The 18,845-nt window shown below is 32.9% G+C and carries 14 protein-coding genes; 6 read left to right on the top strand and 8 right to left on the bottom strand.

Features of this window, described 5'->3' with window-relative positions:
* Nucleotides 1-109 precede the first annotated feature (109 nt).
* Complete coding sequence (locus tag ABJD27_RS07555) at nucleotides 110-295, top strand: hypothetical protein (RefSeq protein WP_348174130.1); 186 nt, start codon at nucleotides 110-112, stop codon at nucleotides 293-295.
* A 371-nt stretch (nucleotides 296-666) separates the two neighbouring features.
* Entirely contained in the window at nucleotides 667-873 is a 207-nt protein-coding gene (locus ABJD27_RS07550) for a hypothetical protein (protein WP_348174128.1), read from the top strand.
* Nucleotides 874-949: 76 nt separating this feature from the next.
* Here ABJD27_RS07550 and ABJD27_RS07545 read toward each other — a convergent pair whose 3' ends face one another.
* Together ABJD27_RS07545 and ABJD27_RS07540 are read right to left on the bottom strand one after the other, a co-directional pair.
* On the bottom strand, nucleotides 950-2,050 hold the full coding sequence (locus ABJD27_RS07545; protein WP_348174126.1) for an ABC transporter permease: 1,101 nt from the start codon (nucleotides 2,048-2,050) through the stop codon (nucleotides 950-952).
* Between the two features lie 4 nt (nucleotides 2,051-2,054).
* Nucleotides 2,055-4,190: a carboxy terminal-processing peptidase gene (locus ABJD27_RS07540; RefSeq protein ID WP_348174124.1), complete on the bottom strand. Its 2,136-nt coding sequence runs from the start codon at nucleotides 4,188-4,190 to the stop codon at nucleotides 2,055-2,057.
* Between the two features lie 196 nt (nucleotides 4,191-4,386).
* Between ABJD27_RS07540 and surE the strand changes: the two genes are divergently transcribed.
* From surE to lpxB, 3 genes are all read left to right on the top strand, one after another.
* Nucleotides 4,387-5,160, top strand: coding sequence for a 5'/3'-nucleotidase SurE (gene surE, locus ABJD27_RS07535; RefSeq protein ID WP_348174123.1), 774 nt, complete (start codon nucleotides 4,387-4,389; stop codon nucleotides 5,158-5,160).
* 127 nt (nucleotides 5,161-5,287) lie between these two features.
* The gene (locus tag ABJD27_RS07530) at nucleotides 5,288-5,575 is read left to right on the top strand and encodes a hypothetical protein (protein ID WP_348174121.1); all 288 of its coding nucleotides are present in this window, start codon (nucleotides 5,288-5,290) and stop codon (nucleotides 5,573-5,575) included.
* A gap of 142 nt (nucleotides 5,576-5,717) precedes the next feature.
* Complete coding sequence (gene lpxB / locus ABJD27_RS07525; RefSeq protein WP_348174119.1) at nucleotides 5,718-6,830, top strand: lipid-A-disaccharide synthase; 1,113 nt, start codon at nucleotides 5,718-5,720, stop codon at nucleotides 6,828-6,830.
* Nucleotides 6,831-7,057: 227 nt separating this feature from the next.
* Here lpxB and ABJD27_RS07520 read toward each other — a convergent pair whose 3' ends face one another.
* Nucleotides 7,058-10,084, bottom strand: a complete 3,027-nt coding sequence (locus ABJD27_RS07520) for a DUF4062 domain-containing protein (RefSeq protein ID WP_348174117.1) — start codon at nucleotides 10,082-10,084, stop codon at nucleotides 7,058-7,060.
* Nucleotides 10,085-10,328: 244 nt separating this feature from the next.
* Between ABJD27_RS07520 and ABJD27_RS07515 the strand changes: the two genes are divergently transcribed.
* Nucleotides 10,329-10,802 (top strand): C40 family peptidase, encoded by a 474-nt coding sequence (locus ABJD27_RS07515; protein WP_348174115.1) that lies wholly within the window; start codon nucleotides 10,329-10,331, stop codon nucleotides 10,800-10,802.
* Between the two features lie 161 nt (nucleotides 10,803-10,963).
* On the opposite strand, the gene ABJD27_RS07510 is transcribed toward ABJD27_RS07515, so the two are convergent.
* The 5 genes from ABJD27_RS07510 to ABJD27_RS07490 form a co-directional block, all read right to left on the bottom strand.
* Nucleotides 10,964-12,628 carry a S8 family serine peptidase gene (locus ABJD27_RS07510; protein ID WP_348174114.1) on the bottom strand — a complete coding sequence of 555 codons (1,665 nt, stop codon included), beginning with the start codon at nucleotides 12,626-12,628 and terminating at the stop codon, nucleotides 10,964-10,966.
* Between the two features lie 14 nt (nucleotides 12,629-12,642).
* Nucleotides 12,643-14,820, bottom strand: a complete 2,178-nt coding sequence (locus ABJD27_RS07505) for a prolyl oligopeptidase family serine peptidase (protein ID WP_348174112.1) — start codon at nucleotides 14,818-14,820, stop codon at nucleotides 12,643-12,645.
* Nucleotides 14,821-14,895: 75 nt separating this feature from the next.
* Entirely contained in the window at nucleotides 14,896-16,536 is a 1,641-nt protein-coding gene (locus ABJD27_RS07500; protein ID WP_348174110.1) for a S8 family serine peptidase, read from the bottom strand.
* A 70-nt stretch (nucleotides 16,537-16,606) separates the two neighbouring features.
* A complete protein-coding gene (locus ABJD27_RS07495) occupies nucleotides 16,607-16,819 on the bottom strand; it encodes a hypothetical protein (RefSeq protein ID WP_348174108.1) in 213 nt (70 codons plus the stop codon).
* 104 nt (nucleotides 16,820-16,923) lie between these two features.
* The gene (locus ABJD27_RS07490) at nucleotides 16,924-18,594 is read right to left on the bottom strand and encodes a helix-turn-helix domain-containing protein (RefSeq protein ID WP_348174106.1); all 1,671 of its coding nucleotides are present in this window, start codon (nucleotides 18,592-18,594) and stop codon (nucleotides 16,924-16,926) included.
* Nucleotides 18,595-18,845 lie beyond the last annotated feature (251 nt).

Genomic DNA, 18,845 nt, shown 5'->3' with positions numbered 1-18,845 from the left:
TATCAAACTACTATAAATGTAGTATAAAAATACTCTTGCAAGGATAGACACAAACCTTGGGTGTCTTTAATGGATCAAGGCAATCATTAAAAATCAAAATGTTTTATCTATGAAAAATTTATTAAAATTAGGAAAAATCCTAAACAGAACTGAACAATTATCAATTAATGGAGGGATAGGAAATGCCTGTCAAATATTTGTTTGTGAATCTGACAGCGATGGCTGTTGTTGTTATGATAATCCAAATAGAGCTGATGGAAGAGGAACCTGTATGAATGGAATGTGCTGTGATTAAATAACCATATAATAGGCTTAAACCAAAATATTTTTTTTGTGGAGAAATAGACAAGACTATTGACATGTCTTTAATCAAAATTTATTCATTTTAAATCTCACTAGTATGCTAAGAAATATTTCAAACATAAGAAAGATACTTAGCACCTCAGCTCAAAAAGTACAACAAGAAATAATTCTTGTATTGCTTGTTATGACCATTATGTTCTCGTTTCTAGAGATAAAATTGAGCTAGGAAATTGTTTTGATAATTGCCAGCAAACCACGTGTTAATATTGATTACATATATCACACGCGTACATTGCTAGGATAGATATATGATGAGTATCTCTAATTTTTCATCAACATACATGAACCATAAATACAATTATTATGTTAAAAAAAATCTCAAATTTAAACGGAGTTCAAAAATTGAACAACAAAGAGCAAAGAGAAATTAAAGGAGGTCTAAATGATTCTAGGTGCCCTATATACACAGCAAGGGAATGTAGAGATTGCGGTGGCTTCCCTCTTAGTAATGGATGCTGCTTAGGTACCCAAGCTGTACATTCGTGTCTTACTGGAGGAGGTGAAGATTAATTCTACATAAAATAAATAATGCCAAGGTATATATAAACCTTGGCATTATTATATATCATCATTATTTAAAAATAGATTAACTCTTCACATCCAGTGCATCCCTCAAAGCATTTCCTACCAACATAAATGCCATTACAAGTAACATAATAGCTAACCCAGGGATGACAGCTAAGTAGGGTTTTCCTAAAATAATATAGCTATAATGATCTTTAATCATAGCTCCCCAACTAGGCATAGGTGGTTGTGCTCCTATTCCTAAAAAACTTAAACCACTTTCTATAAGAATAGCTCCTGCAAAATTTGCAGCAGAAATCACGATAAGAGGCGCCATAATATTAGGAAGAATATGTCTTAAAATAATACGTCCATCTGTATATCCTAAAGCTCTTGCTGCAGTGACATATTGCATTTGTTTTACTCCCATAACCTGTCCTCTCACCACACGTGCAACCTCAACCCACATCGTCAATCCTACAGCTATAAATACTTGCCAGAAACCTTTCCCTAAGGCCAATGTAATAGCGATCACTAGTAATAAGGTAGGTATAGACCAAGTCACATTAATAACCCACATAATAGCAGTATCTATTTTTCCTCCAAAATACCCAGCAACTGCCCCCATAAGTACACCTATAAGAAGGGATATAAAAACGGCTACAAAACCTATAGAAAACGAGATGCGAGTTCCCACAAACATACGACTCATAAGGTCTCTACCATATTTATCGGTTCCTAATAAGAATTTTCTTGAGGAGATATTCGCTTTCGCGAAAGCGGACACAGCAACCCCTTCTTCCATATCCAGTCGCTTAGAAATTCCTTTTATATCATCCCCAGCATATGGCGTATACATAATATAATCATTCTCTAAGGTATAATCTGTTATTGGAATTTCTGTATCATTATTACGCTTTCCAAAGAAAAGAGAACCTATAGAAAATGATTCCTTTTCTAATGTAGAAGGAATCGTAAGCATCGTTACTGAAAAACCTGGAGATCTAGAGTGTATAGACAGATGCATTTGGTTTGCATTCTGGCTATTATCCGGTGCAATCACATAAGCAAATAGTGCAATAAGACCGCAAAACACAATATAGCCCAAACTCAAAACGCCCCAAAAGTTCTTCCTGAACTTTTGGAGCGCTAAACCTGTAAGAGAGTTTGTGGCTTGCGACATAGAATTAATCTTTTATCGCAGCTATTTTACTCTTTCTTATATTATTGATCTTTAAGTCTTCTAGCACATTAATTGCTTCCTCTACATAAATATCTTTTGCAAGACTTTTGTGCCAGCGTTCTCTCTTTTCTTTTAAGATTGTGTCATTTTTAAACAACTTTAATTCGTAAGGTAATGAAGCATATGTAAGATTAGAATCATAATCATCTATAGCGTCAAAATGCTTTGTGTCCTCTTCACTTTTAAGAACTCTAGCTTTATATCCTTCGAAGCTTAAATCCCACTTTGTTTCTTCTCTACGTTGTTTAAGCCATTGTGCGTACTCATTAATAAGTTTAAGTTGCTCACTTTTTGAGATACGAGCTACACTACTTTCTATTGTTTTCTCATAATCTATATAACCATCCCAAGCATCATAAGTCGCTGCTCTAATTCTATCCCAAGGTAATGGGTTTTCTTGATCACGCTCTCCTATATCAATATAGCTGTATAAATCTGGAACGATAACATCACTCTTTACTCCTTCTAGTTGTGTAGATCCACCATTAACACGGTAAAACTTCTGAATTGTTACTTTAAGTGATCCCATATCTCCGTGATCATTTGAACGTAACCATCTATTAAGAGGGAAGAAACGTTGTACAGTTCCTTTTCCGAAGGTTTGTTTTCCTCCTATAATGATGGCTCTTTTATAATCTTGCATCGCTGCTGCAAGGATCTCACTAGCAGAAGCCGAGTTTTCATTTACTAAGATCACAAGAGGTCCATCCCATAATATTCCTTTATCTTCATCATACAATGTATCTGGCTCTTCTCCACTTGTCTTAACTTGTACAACCGGTCCTTCCTTGATGAAAAGCCCTGCCATATCTACAACCGCTTTAAGAGAACCTCCGCCATTATTACGTAGGTCTATAACGAGACCTTCCATACCTTGTTTTTTAAGGCGTATAATTTCTTCTTTGATATCTGTTGCAGCATTACGTCCATTTTGATTTTCTGTATCAAAATAAAAACTAGGTAGATTAATCACCCCATAATTATGATCATCTTTTCTTACAGAAGCAGATTTTGCATACGTCTCTTCTAGTAATACAACATCTCTAGTGATGACAATATCTTTGATACTTCCGTCTATTTTACGCTTTACATTAAGGATTACTTTGGTGTCTTTAGGGCCTTTAATAAGTTTGATCGCATCATCAAGACGCATCCCTTGTACATTGGTAGCTTGCTCATCTTCTTCTTGTGCTACTTTTAATATAATGTCTCCTGCCTGCAATTCTTCCTGTCTCCAAGCGGGTCCTCCAGAAATAATATCGGTTACGTGAATTTCTCCACTTCTCTTTTGAAGCCTTGCTCCTATTCCTTCAAACTGACCACTCATACGTTGGTCAAATCGGTCTTTATCTACCGGTGCAAAATAATTAGTATGTGGATCATACTCCTCTACAATTGCATTTAAGAATGTCGCAAAATAATCTTTACGTTCAAGTTCATTAGTAAGATCAAAGAAGTCCTTCATTGTTGTTGTTAAGTCTTCTCTTACTTTTACCTCAACTGCTTTATCAGAAAGAATTTCTTTACCCTCTTCTGCCTCGGCAGTTTTGGTTTGAGTATCTTTCATATCATAAAAAGAGCTAAGAGCATTGAGCTTTAATTGTAACCTCCAGCGCTCTTTAATTTCTTTTTTATTCTTTGCAAACTCTAACTTCTCGTAGTCCGTATCTATCGTTTCATTTTTTGTAAAGTCAAAAGGTTTAGAAAGCACTGCTTTCTGAGCTTCTTCTGCTTCTGCAAATCGTTGTACAAAACGGGTATAGGTAAGATCAAAAAAGGTAAGATCCTTTTGTTTTACCATATCATCTATTTTGTCTTTATATACTGCAAACTCTTCGATATCTTTTTTATGAAAAAATCGTCTAAAAGGATCTAGTGCATCTATATAATCTTCAAAGACGGACTCAGAAAAAGAGTCGTCCATATCTTTTGCATCAAAATGACCACGTTCAATAACGTAAGAGATAAGATCTAATAATAATTTGTCCTTCTCAGGATCTTCTATTTCTTTTGTAGTAAAACTACAGCTCGCTACAGAAAACAATAATGCGAGAGCTATTAATTTTAAATTCCTTGCCATATAATCGAGTATTTGCATTTTTTAACTACCAATGTACATTAAAAATTGTGCCATCTTTTACCATACCGTCGTAATTTTTTGTTAAACCTTAAGTGACACCCTATCAATTTAACTTTAAAAAATAAGATCAAAATTGAATTGATTTTAGGAAAAGCAATTTACGTATTTTAGCAGATAGAATCCAACTAATAATTGAATGACTGACAAACCTCTTATTCTTGTCACAAATGATGACGGAATTACGGCCAAAGGAATACGCACACTCATAGATGTTATGCTCACTATAGGCGATGTGGTGGTAGTAGCTCCCGACAGCCCTCAAAGTGCCATGGGACACGCCATTACTATAAACGACACCTTGTATTGTGACCCTATGGAACTCGACGCACATGCCACTCATAAAGAGTATAGCTGTTCTGGCACACCAGCAGATTGTGTAAAGCTTGCTACTCAGCAAATTTTACCTCGCAAACCAGATATCTGTGTAAGTGGGATTAATCACGGGAGTAATTCTTCTATTAATGTAATTTATAGCGGAACAATGAGTGCTGCCGTAGAAGCGGGTGTAGAAGGTATTCCAGCCATTGGATTTTCCTTATTGGATTATAGTCCTAATGCAAATTTTGACGCATGTAAATCCTTTGTAAAAGAGATTACACTAAGCGTATTAAAAAACGGACTTCCTAAGGGAATTGTCCTCAATGTCAATATCCCCAAGCTTCCATTTTCTGAAATCAAAGGCACTAAGGTATGTCGTCAGGCAAAAGCGATGTGGGTAGAAGATTTTGATAAACGTACCAATCCTCAAGGGAGGGATTATTATTGGCTTTCGGGAGAATTTAAAAACCAAGACAAAGGAGAAGATACTGATGAGTGGGCACTTGCACAAGGATATGTTTCTATTGTCCCTGTACAATTTGATCTTACGGCACATCACTTTATACAGGAGCTTAATACGTGGGAATTTTAAGCTTATTTATACGGGGAATGTACATTTTTACGCTTTCGCGAAAGCGTCATAAGGCACATCCTAAAAATGATCCCTATTTTTGCATACATTATCTAACTCAACATAGCGAAGACCGCTATCTTTACTTATGAAAAAAGACGTCATTACAGGAGCGATCGTAGGACTCATTGCAAATACCATAGGGGCCACATTATATGCTTTGTTTTTAGCTTCTAAATATGGAATAACACTACTAGAGGTATTACAAAATGCTACAGATGATGGATATTTTGGTAAGATAGTCACCTTAGGTGCTGTACTTAATCTTGTTGCCTTTTTCATTTTTATAAAAAAGAAGCAAGATTATAAAGCGCGTGGGGTATTAATGATTACTGTATTAATCGCTGTTGCGATCATGGTTCGTAAATTCTTATAATTTGAAATGAGCATAAACAAATTAAATTTGTTGTTTATCAATCATAATAATTACATTTTTTATGCGAAAGCATAGCGGTTGATCTAAACAAGAAATTTTTATTTATTTCGTTTTCAATGAAATAAAAATTTTAAAAAAATAAATGAAATATTACATACTTGTAGGAGAAGCTAGTGGAGATTTACACGGATCAAATCTTATGAAGGCTTTGTATCATGAAGATCCAGACGCAGACATTCGTTTTTGGGGAGGCGATCTTATGCAAGATGTAGGTGGTACACTGGTCACTCATTATAAAAAACGTGCCTTTATGGGCTTTATAGAGATTATTAAAAATCTCTTTACGGTCTTAGGTTTTATAAGTGATTGTAAAAAAGACATTGCGGCTTTTAAACCAGATGTGATTATTTTTATAGACAACTCTGGATTTAATCTCCGTATTGCAAAGTGGGCAAAACAAGAAGGGTTTGTAACCCATTATTATATCAGTCCGCAAGTATGGGCATCACGTGCAGGGCGTGTAAAAACCATTAAGGAAACTATAGATCATATGTATGTTATTTTGCCTTTTGTAAAAGGGTTTTATGACAAGTATAACTATCCTGTTCATTTTGTAGGACATCCTCTTATTGATGCGATTGCGGGTCGTACACAAGCAGATCCAGATGCCTTTGCAAAAGAACATCAACTAGACGAGCGTCCTATCATTGCGCTGTTACCAGGAAGTCGTAAACAAGAAATAAATGCTATGCTTAGTGTGATGCTCAGTGTGGTAGATGACTATCCTGATTATCAATTTGTGATTGCAGGAGCTCCTAGTCAAGATGCCTCTTTTTACAAACCCTTTCTTAAGAATAGTCAGGTACGTTTAATCATGAATAAAACGTATGATGTATTGAGTTTTGCAAATGCCGCCCTCGTAACTTCGGGTACTGCAACGCTAGAAGCCGCTTTGTTTAAAGTACCGCAAGTGGTGTGTTATAAAGGAAGTCGGATCTCGTATGAAATTGCCAAACGGATTATCAAACTAGAGTATATCTCGCTGGTGAATCTTATTATGGATAAGTCTGTAGTGACAGAACTTATCCAGAATGACTTTACTACCAAAACGCTGAAAGCATCTCTTACCTTAATACTAGACGACTATCATCGTGCGGCTTTATTTCTAGATTATTATGACCTAGAACAAAAACTAGGTGGTCGTGGCGCAAGTTCTAAAACAGCGAAGATGATTGTGGGACATAGTAAAGATTAAGAATATAGACCACTGCGCTGTTAGAACATAGACGATTCCTATAGAAGCACTTTAATAAGCATAGTTGCATCCTATTTTCGCGAAAAGCGAAAACCACACCATTCCCTTTATATCATTTTTCTGAATTAAAAATAGAGTAACACTCTAAATTAGAGTACTACTCTATTTTTGATCTATGTTCTATGCTCTTTTATCTCTTCTCTCTTCTCTCTTCTATAATAAAAAAGCTACTCTTCTTCTTTTAACTCCTGTTCTTCCTCTTTTTCCTTTCTAAGTTGTGCAATGGCTTTTACAATTTTGGCTTCTATAGGGTTCGGTGCATCTTTTGTAGGATCATAGGGTGGTAAATCTGGAGGAGTGGTTCCTAGTTTTAAAAGGAGTTTTTTAGTTCTCTCCAAGTAAAAACGGTCTACATAGGGCTCTCCTTCTCCCCAATATTTTTTATACGCTAATAAAGCATGATCTGTAGCCTTTTGGGTATCCCCAATGGCTTCCCATAATTGAGCCAATGAAAGATGGTGGGGATTTCTCATTTTCTCAAGTTCCAACGCTTTTTCTTTAGGGTTTTGCAGCGTTCCTAGTTTTAGTTTTGTTAACGCTAATAACGTTTCTTCTTGAGGTTCTACTTTACCAGTTTTTCGAGCCATCATAACAGCTTCCAAAAGGTTTTTTTCTGCTCCTTTCAATTTATTTTTATCTATATTCCATACACCTCTGAGTAATAACAAACGTCTAATTACAGTTCGATTTTTACCTTTTCTCGCTTTTTGTTCTGCATGTATTAAGTCTTTTTCTTTAAGCTTTCTTATTCGATATTGATAATTACAAAATACACTTTCAGCTGTTCCTAAACGATATAAACTTCTAGACCAAGATTTGTTAATGTTTTTTTCTATCCACTTCCATTCTTCATTTGCTTTTTTATATTCTCCTATAAAAATTAAACAATAAAAATAATTACACCGTCCTAAAAATTCAATTCCTTGTGAATACACCAATATTGATCCTTTGATAGCAAGTATAATATACTTTATACTTTTCTTTGGCATAGTAATTCTCAGAAAAAAAACACTCATCGAACAAAGAGTAACTAAAAAGTTATGAGAATACATTCTCTCTTTCAATTCATATTCTAATATATTATTAAACATCATTAGTGCCTTTTCTATTTCTCCAGAATAACCTATACTAATAGCGGCCGAGTTAAGAATTATACTACTTGCAGCTTTACTAACTCCTTCAGGCATCTCACTCCAAGAATTTAAAAAAAAGGGGCGTAAAAGCATAAGGTTCTCATTATGAGCCTCTAAATTAAACTTAATTGCAATTGACAATTCACCTACATAAATTTCATAAGCTTTCTGAAACTCTCCCATTTTGAGCAATGTTCTAACAATATGTATTCCATTACTCACATCTTCTAAGGTTTCCACTTCTTCATAGGGTTTATGTGCTTTTTGAGAAAAATAATCTACTACTAGCTGTCCATACGCTACGCGTTTTTCTGATTGGAGACTTCCAGCGACGACACCTCGTACTACAGGATGGAGATTATACGTGCTGCTCAAGTGATCGTATTGTACAAACCCTCGTTGTTCCAAATTCTTTACCGTTTCTTTTAATAAAGAAATGGCTTGAGGTTGTGATACATTTTCTGCTTCTATATCTAGATGTGGATTAAAGGCACAAAGTGTAGGGTAATCTATAACATCCGTAAGCATGGATAAGGTAGAGAGTAATTGCTTACTCATAGGATGTAAGCTTTCCAATGCTGTTTTAAGAATATGGTTTCTCTTTTGAACTAAGTCTAAGGTTCCTAAATTGAGTTTCCCACCACCTAACTCAGGATCATCTACCCATGCATCAAAATTATCTCTATCAGGTAAGTAATCTGTGATTAAGCCTGCCAATACGCCAATGACTAAAGGGTGACAATCACAATTTTCAGAAAGATAGTTTTGTATTTTTTTACTATCCCCAGAAACACCACAAGATTTGATCAAAGCTTCAGCATCTTTAGGGCGTAATCCTGTTAAAGGGAAACGCTGTACCCCTGCAATAGGTAAATTAGAAGGGTTGATCAACACTTTAGGGATGAGTCGTGAGCTGATTAAAATTTTAGATGGTGCAACTGAAGCTAATGCTAAAATTAAGTCATCATCTTGTGGGCGGATAGCCGCACAGGGATTTCGATCACTCATGATATCGGTAGGGTCATTCACCTCTTCATCTAGAATTTCAGCTGCATCAATCCTGTGGTATGCCACTAAAACTCTTTCTAATCCATCTAGAATAAACAGCCATGGTTTTGCTCTAAGATGTGCCAGTAACAATTCTGTGAGTTCTGGCATTTTCTTCTTCTTAAACTCCCCCAATAATTTTTGTGTCATATACGCCAAAGCATGTCTACAAAAGTCAGACATCAATGCTCCACGTTCATAAAACGAATACCAGAATTTCCCTGCCCAATCGGTACGTGTTTCCGAAGCGTGATTATTTGTCCATTCCCAGGTCAACATACTTTTTCCATTCCCGCCTATCGCCTCAAAAAGTAAGACAGGATGCGGGTCGGAAGCTTGTGCCCAATCATTTAGTTTTTCTAATTCTGCTCTTCGTCCTACAAACTTATGAGATCCTATATAGGGAGGTTGCGCATAGAGATTAGGAGGGATATTAATGATATTTTCTGTTTCCTTTTTTTTCTCAAGAATATCTGGAGTAGTGATAACGGGAGCCTTCTTTTCTGCTATTTCCCTGCGCAATTGTGCCATGACATGAGGCGCTTCTTTTGCAAAATGCGTTAGGTCTTCAAACTCAATATAAATCCGCCCTTTCTTGGCTTCTTTCTTAAAATCTTCCAGCTTTTCTATTTTAATCAGATCAGTTTCTACATCATGCTTTTTTACGGGATGATCATCGTGCATAATAAACATAAGCGTAGGCAATCCTAATGCTTGTGCTTTTTCATACTCTAACCTTGTGATCGAATACCCATGAGGGTTTAAGGTGTTAGATTCTATGATTTGTCCATACCTATGGCTTATTAAACCGATATAGGCAGCACTTTTCTCCACCATACTCATAGAAGAACTATAGACAGAATCATCTGTTCTAGCAACGTGCGATTCCATTCCTACGACATGCAAATCTTCTTTTTCTAGCGCGTCTTTTATAACCTTTCTATGTTTCTCTAAATCGCGAAAAGTACTAGAAATCATTACCCCATAATAGGAATTGGTGGCTGGAACGGTCATAAAAGTATTGTTTTTAAAACATGTATACTGTGTGTTTTGGAGAACGATACGTAGCCTTCTCCACACATCGACTAATGTAAAAGCCTTTGATATGTTTCACATACTCACTTATACTGATTTTTATATCATCATTTCTAAGGATTCTATACGTTGTCTTATACTCTTTGGTTTTAAAATAGCATTTTCACAACCGTTATATTTTCCTCATATTTGTTTTACCCAAATCAGGATACAACGATACTTTATGAAAAAACTATTCCTCTTTCTTTTTACAGCATCTCTACTTGTTTCTTGTGGCGGTTCTAAAAAAACAGTTTCAAAAAAACGTAACATTCCCAAAACCGAACGTGTGGTTTTACACGCACAAGCATTTAGTGGGACCAAGTATAAATTTGGCGGGACAACTTCAAAAGGAATGGATTGTTCTGGATTGGTATATGTGGCATTTCAGAAAGAAAATATTGTATTGCCTCGCGTTTCTCGCGATATGGCAAAAAAGGGGAAACCCATCTCAAAAAGCAGTGCAAAAAAAGGAGATTTGGTATTTTTCAAAACCAACAAAAATAGCAAACAGATCAATCATGTAGGATTGGTCACCGCTGTAAAAAGTGGGCAGATTTACTTTATACACTCTACCTCTTCAAAAGGAGTACTCACCTCTTCACTAGAGGAACGGTATTGGAAACGAGCCTTTGTAGAAGCAAGAAGAGTGTTGTAAACTACACTTACTTCACAGTGTATAACTCTTCCTGCAACAGATTCCATTACGTTAGGAATGACAAAGAGTTAGTGATAGAAAAAAACCATTATAAGACAATTTTATAATATATCATTCACCAAATGCTCATAGAAAGGGGTCACCTAATCGTTTGGGCAAATTTATTTTTTCTTCTTTGCTTTCACAAATTCTTCTGCCATCAACATGGCATTATAGGCATTTACAATCTTACCTGATTTTGAGAGCTGATTAAAAGGCAACTGCTGATCAGGGTTTTCTTTAGTAGGTACATCCACAAGAATGTCATACTCCACGCCAGAATCCATAAGTATTTGTTTTACTTCTGAGGCTTTAAGCGATGGGTAGTATGAAAAAAGAAGGGCAGCTACACTACAAGTTACAGCTGAAGCCATAGAAGTCCCTTGCTCAAATCGGTACTTATTTCCTGACATAATAGTGTATATACTATCAGCAGGAGCAAATAAGTCAACGTTTTCTTTTCCATACGAACTAAAACTACTTTTTAGTCTTTTATCTAAATATCGTGTTGAGCTCCCTACTTTAATAAAGTTTGATACAATTTCTTTTCCTGTTAATAAACCTCTATCATCTGGAAAGTTCATTATGTCTTTTTCATCTAGATTTGTTGATGTATTACCTGCAGATGTGACTATAAGTACATTATTTTTTTCAGCATATGTAATCGATTCTTCAATCCATTCATTGTTTAATGAAAAGTTTTTACCAAAACTCATATTTATTACTTTAGCACCATTATCAACAGCATACATTATTGCTATTGCAATATCTTTTGTGTGTCTATCCCCATTTATTGAATTCACTAATGGCATAATTTTAATTTGAGGAGTAAAATTATAAACAACATCATCATAAAAACAAAAACCTAAGGCACCAGAGACTCTAGTACCATGAGTGTATTTATCTGTATTAAAATTTATATTACCATTTCCGTAAATACGATCTTCAATATCATTAGGATTGTCATTTTGTATTATTCTTTCATTATAATACGGATTAACAGCTTTCTCTATTCTCTCTTTCGCTTCTTTTTCGTAAATAGAAATATAGCTTTCAGTTATACCATACTTCTTAGCCCCATACATCTTTTTTATTTGTAATTGTAAATATTCATCTTCTGGATGTTGTTTTTTAAGGCTATCTAAATCACCTAATTCGTAATCTAAATCAGGAAAGTACTTCCTTAATTCTTTTAACCCCTCTGTTCTAACCCTCCTAATAAGTTTAGAGTACTCTAACTCTTCGTTGGCGTACTTTAACTTACTCTCATAGATTGATTTAGCTTTAAGGTAATTTTTCAACTTTAAAGAATCTTCAACTACAAAATCATTTTCAGAAAACATTGAAACAAATTTGGCATATACTCTAATATATTCTTCATGTTGAAAATCGCTAATCTCCCCATCATCATTTCCTAAAAAATTCCAACCATAAACATCATCTTTATATCCATTATTGTCATCATCAACATTGTTATTAGCAATTTCATCATCATTAACCCAAACACGTTTTACCAATCCCTTATGAGAAATTTCTACTGGAGTATCTAAAAGTGCAATTATTACTTCTTTACCTTTTTTATCTTTTAATAATTTTGAATATGCAGTATTAAAACTTAAGCCAGGGATTGTGTCTTTTTCTATATCCAGATGTTGCCAGTTCTTTTCTTGAGACTCCGTTAAGGGTTTTACCTTAACCAGCTTACTCCAAGATACTTGGGTGTCTTTTTGTTGTGCTTGTGAAATGATTGTAGAAAAAAGAGTCAGAAAAACAATAAGTATTCTCATGTAAGGAATATATTTTATTCTTTTAATTGATAATCTGGATGCCCTGTTTGCCAGAGGGCAAAAGATAAGGTATTTGCAAAAAGCTTATAAATTGAATTAGCAGAACTGACACTTCCTCCATGACCAGACTCAAAATCAACATTAAATAAAATGGGCTTTTCTGATGTAGTACTAGCTTGAAGTCTAGCAACAAATTTTGCTGGATCCCAAACCACAACTCTTCCGTCTTTAGCACCTGCATAGACATATACAGAAGGATACTTTACCCCTTTTTTTATACTATGGTATGAGTCCATATTAAAAAGTGCTTTAAATTCATCTTCTTTTTTAACTGTCCCAAATTCCTTAATACTATTCAATCCATTTGGTTGAATTTCTGATCTAAGCATATTCATGGCTGGAGATATAAAAATAGCTGTCGCATACAATTCTGGCCTTGTGGTTATAGCTTTTCCAGCCATTATTCCACCAGCGCTAGTTCCCCATACAGCAATCTTAGAAGGATTAGTATATTTTTCATCAATTAAATATTCTGTAGTAGCAATCAAATCTTTCCAAGTATTTGATTTATTAGTTTTTGTTCCATCTTTATACCATTTGTCACCTTTTTCTCCACCACCACGCACATGAGGAATTACTAAAAGTCCTCCTTTAGTTACCCAAGTTAGAAATAAAGAATTAAAAAATGGTTTTAAAGACGTACCATATGAACCATAACCGTATAATAAAACTGGATTTTTAGAATTTAACTCTACATATTTTTGTTTTACTATAGAAACTGGTAACATGACGCCATCATGCGATGGTATCTCAAATTCAAGAACTTCAAGGTCATTAAAATCGGAGTAATCTATAGGTTTGTTTAAATTCAACTGATCGAATTTATTCTCTTTTATACTATACTTATAAGTTATAGGATTATTTAACCAGCCACTACTAACTATCCATAAATCAGAAAATTTAGCACCTAGGCTTGAAATAGTAATTTTACCCGATTTTGTAGGCATATTTATAATTCTTGTAGTAATACCATCTGTAAAATAAAGAGTCGCTTCAACTCCGTTTCTTTCTACTACATAAAACACTCCATCTTTTGTAAGTTCATAATCAGTTATTGATTGATTATTCATCGGCTCTGCAATGACTTGGTATTCTTCAAAATCAGGTTGATGTATATTAGTTTTTGCAAGTTGATAGTTGGAATTATTTAAAGCAGTTAAAAAATATAAATTATTTTTAGCAGGAATAAATCTTCTAACTTTATGCTTTTTCTTAAATAATGGTTTCCAAAGAACAGAAGTATCAGCTAAATCTTCCACTCTTTTATAATACGTGTCTTTAAATCTTGAAGAGCCACCTACTTTAGCATAAGCATATATATCTTCTTGATGATATATTGAAATTGCAGGAAAATCTTCTTTTGATAAAATTAAATTTTTATCAGTTCCAGCTTCTAAAATTACATTACGTATATCTGGGTTTGTACCTAAAGAATATAAAACAGATTTAGTTTCTAACCAATAGTCAGGTGAATTGGGATTAGTATGAGGAATATAAACATAAATAAAACCACTGTCATCTGGCAACCAATTTACTCCATAAAATGAAACTGGATCTGTATTTTGAATAATTGTATTATCTATACTTCTTGACTTCACATCCAAAATAACAATAATTCCAATTTCATCTCCACCTTTCACTAGACTTACTGCTATTCTATCTCCTTTCCAATTTGGTTTAATATAGTTAATATTATACCCTTTAGTAATAGCATTATCTGAAGGGTTAAATAAAAAATGCTCTTTGCCTCTCAAAGAATCTCGATATGCAATATAAGCTACATTTAATTGTTTTTCTTTTTTTAAATAAAAATACTTACCGTCGTTTGTTTTCTTTATTCCATAAATACGGAAGAGACTGTTTTGATTAAAAGATTTTTGCGTTTTAATTAAAGAATCTCTTCCATTTAATGAGTCTAATATCTTATTCGCAAGAATTGATTGATTTTTCATCCAATTAGACACAATACTATCTTTTGTATTTTCAATATTCCTATATGGATCAGAAATAGTAATACCGTGATAGGTTTCTGTAATTTCCTGATTAGCGATAAAAGGATATTTATAGTTCTCTTTTGAAGATGTACAAGAAATGGTAATGAGAACTAGTACAACTATTAGGATTTTATTCATTGGATTTGATAGCATATACGAATATGGAGTAAAACATATATTTTTGATCATAGCTAGGGGTATGATATATGGATATTATTTTTTCTTCTTTTCTTTTACAAATTGCTCTGCCATCAACATGGCATTATAGGCATTTACAATCTTACCTGATTTTGAGAGTTGATTGAAAGGAAGTTGTTGTTCTGGATTTTCTTTAGTAGGGACATCTACAAGAATGTCATATTCTACACCAGAGTCCATAAGGATTTGTTTTACCTCTGAAGCGGTAAGCGATGGGTAATAAGCTCGTATAAGAGCTGCAATACCTGACACTAAAGGGCTAGATAACGAAGTTCCACGTTCCCATTTTGTTTTATTGAATGGAAGGAGTGTTTGAATAGAATCTCCAGGAGCAAATATATCTACTTGCTCCTTTCCATAATTAGAAAATCTACTTTTTAATCTTTTATCTAAATGTCTAGAAGAAGAACCTACTTTTATAAAATTATTACTAAACTCAATATTACCCTCAGTATCATTAGGATAATTATAAATAGAAGGATTATCAATGTTATTATATGAATTTCCCGCAGAAGAAACAATAAGCACTTCATTTATCTGAGCATATAAAATCGCATCTTTCACCCAACTATCATGAGTTGAAAACTCTTTGCCAAAGCTTAAACTAATTATAGAAGCTCCATTATCAACAGCATATTTTATAGCTACAGCTATATCCTTATCAGGATTTTCTCCAGATCCAGAAATAACAACAGGCATAATTTTAATAGGAGACATTTCATTATTTTCTTTAAAATATTCATAAAAACGAGCAAGGATACCACTAACTATAGTACCGTGCGTTGCTTCATCTAAGTTAGAAGAAACATTATTATTACCATAATAGATATCATTAATGTTATATGGGTCATCTTTTTGAAGTGATCTATCATTAAAATCAACATTAAGGGTTTCTACCAGATATTGAGTTGTCTCTTTTTGATATTTTAAAATAGATTCATAATTCCAATTATTTTCTAGAAAACCTATTAAAATTTTTGAATATTTTTTAACTATTGAATCTGAAGAAGAATTTATTAAACTATTAAGGTCCCCAACAGTGTATTTATTCTTTTTAAGAAGAGGAACTATTATTTTTTCTTTTTCCGAAACTATTCTTTCAAGCATATCGGCATATTCCTTATCCTCTTTAGCTTTTTTTAGCTTACTATCTAATTTTTTCTTAGCACGTTCATACTCTTCTAGGGTGATTTCTACAGTAAGGTTTTTATTTTCATAATCTCTCACTACTCTCACATACTCATTTACAGAAGCAGAACTAGAAATTCCTTGATTATTCCCTCTAAAATTCCATCCTTGGATATCATCTACATATCCATTATTATCATTGTCTATATTATCACCTTCTATTTCTTTAGAGTTTCTCCAAATTATTTCCGATAGTTTATCTGAATAGATGTCTATTTCTTGATCTAAAATAGCAATTATTACAGGAGTTATTTTTCGTTTAGGAAGGGTTTCAATCGCTCTACCTAAACTTACACCAGGAGTTGTATCTTTCTCTATGTCAAGATGCTGCCAAAATAAATTAGAAGAGTTCTTAACCTCTATCTGTTTTATCTCTTTAGAAAAATTAGTATATCTCTTATCATCATTACAAGATATTTGTATAAAAAACAGACTATACAATAGTAAATATATCCTTTGTATTCTCATAGATTTATTTCTGTATACAACTAAAGAGGAGAGAAGTATTTATCTTCTCTTTAGTTGTATATCAAGTTAATTATTGATTTTCGTTTCCTTGCCCATTTGGGACTTCCTCCTCTACCCAATCTGCTGAATCATTTATACATTTCCTTACTTTTCCAGGTGCTGGAGCTTGCGGATTTGTTGTATTATTCCCATCTCCAGTGGGACCATTACCTCCTTGAATATTATTTAAATCACTGATTCTTGAAATTATAAATTTTCTAAAAGAAATTTCATTTTTTTTCATTTTAATATTATTTTGATTACTTGGTAAATCTAATATTCATTTTAAAAGTAATCTCTAAAAATTTAGGAGTTATACATCACATTCGCGAATTCAATGTATTTTAATCAACTTTTCTTATTGAGTTCTTTAATAAAAAGAGAAGGCTTAACTTTAGTAAGTTTTCGAAATGCATTTGAAAATGATGCAGGATTATTATATCCCGATTCAGCTGCAATAGCTTTAACTGTATAATTCCTAAACATCTTATCGCGTTTTAATCGATCTATGGCATATTCTACACGCAATATATTTATGTATGATGAAAAGGTCAAGTTCCTTTTATTATTGATAACGTAAGATAAGTACTTAGGGTTTGTTTTAATTTTTTTTGACAAGTTTTGAATTGTAATATTGGAATCTAAAAACCCATTATTCATTTCAAACTCTTCAAGGGAATTTGAGATTTTTTGAATTATATCATTCCCTATATTTGGATAAGATTTAGGTTTTATATCTTCATTACTAATTAATATAGTTTCAGATTTATTTTCAATTAGATAATCTAATCGAGCTTTAATTTTTTTCTTTTTAAAGTATTGATATATAAAAGCACTAGTTATTAATACTAAAATCAATATTGTAAAACTTATTATTTTATTTGATAATTGATTTCTTTTTTCTGATTGAGCTATTTCATTATTTTTTTCTTCTATAACTAAAGGGATATCATGATTTTTATAAATCCTTTTTGCTAAATTTAAGTTATATGAATTAATAATACTATCAAGTCTGAATAGACGTTTAGAATAATACAATTCTAAATCTATTTTTTTCGCTTTATTATAATAGTTAATCAGTATAGGGTACATTGATCTAATTTCGGGAGTTAGATCATTTTGAATATTAAAAATTGAGTCTACAATTTTAAATTTTTTCAACCCCTTTATAGTATCGTTTAGGAACAAATAGCTTCTTCCTTGATAAAAATTAGATTGGGATAAATTAATTAAGTCATTTTGTTTTATCAAAAAGGAATCTAATCTTGATAACTTCTCTATTGTCTTATTATAATTCTTAGTATGAAAACTTATATACCCTTCGTTCATCAAAAAAAAGTTGTACATATTATTATTAGTTTTTTGTGCTCTTTCTAACCCTAGTACATTGTAGTATACAGCTGAATCTATTTTATGTAGGTGCATGTTAGCATCTGCAAGTCCAAATAAGCTTAATAAATAATTATTATTAGTAATTTCGATAGAAGTGCTATCAATGTTTTTTTTAAACAGATCTATAGCCCCTTCATAATCTTCTACTCGATTTTTCAAAATAGCAATTCTATAATTAATTTCAGGTAATAAATCTTTATTAGGATATTTTTTTGCATACGACTGTCCAGCAAGGTAATTTTCAAATGATTTTAGAAACTCTTTTCCTTCAAAATAAATTTCAGCTTTTTTCATATAAGCTAAAGCAGGATGATAAGCATTCGGTTTGATAGAAGACAACTTTATTACACTGTCCGAATGAGCTAAACCTACTCCATTTTGGTTCAACTTTAATTGTGCTAATAAAAAATGCCCTGTAATTCTTACTGTAGTATCAATTTTCAGTTGTCCTAACTCTATTAATTTATATCCATAAATACTTCTTACTTCTTCGTTTCTTTCATCATAATACTTAGAAATCAACTCACTAACACTTAAATCCTCGTTAATATCTTTATTTAGTTGCCCATAAATTTCATTCGGAACAAATAAAATTATTATTGAAATTAAAATTTTGGATAGAAACATTTGAAATTTTAACGAATTATATAACACAATTATACAACACAATTAACAAAACACATCATATTTCTAAATATCAGAACCTTGAATAACATCAAATTCACGAATTAAGCCTATAAATTCAAGAATTTTGACTTATTGAACTTGCTCTTCATCTAAAAATCTTTCACTTTTGACCTATCAACAATAACAAAACCATCATTAGGTTTTCTCAAAAATCAAATAGTGACAAAGTAAATATCCTATAAAAAAGAGAA

The sequence above is a fragment of the Dokdonia sp. genome (assembly GCF_039945015.1).
Taxonomy (GTDB): Bacteria; Bacteroidota; Bacteroidia; order Flavobacteriales; family Flavobacteriaceae; genus Dokdonia.
Note: the sequence above shows the minus strand (reverse complement) of the source record. Positions and strands in the feature narration are given on the sequence as shown.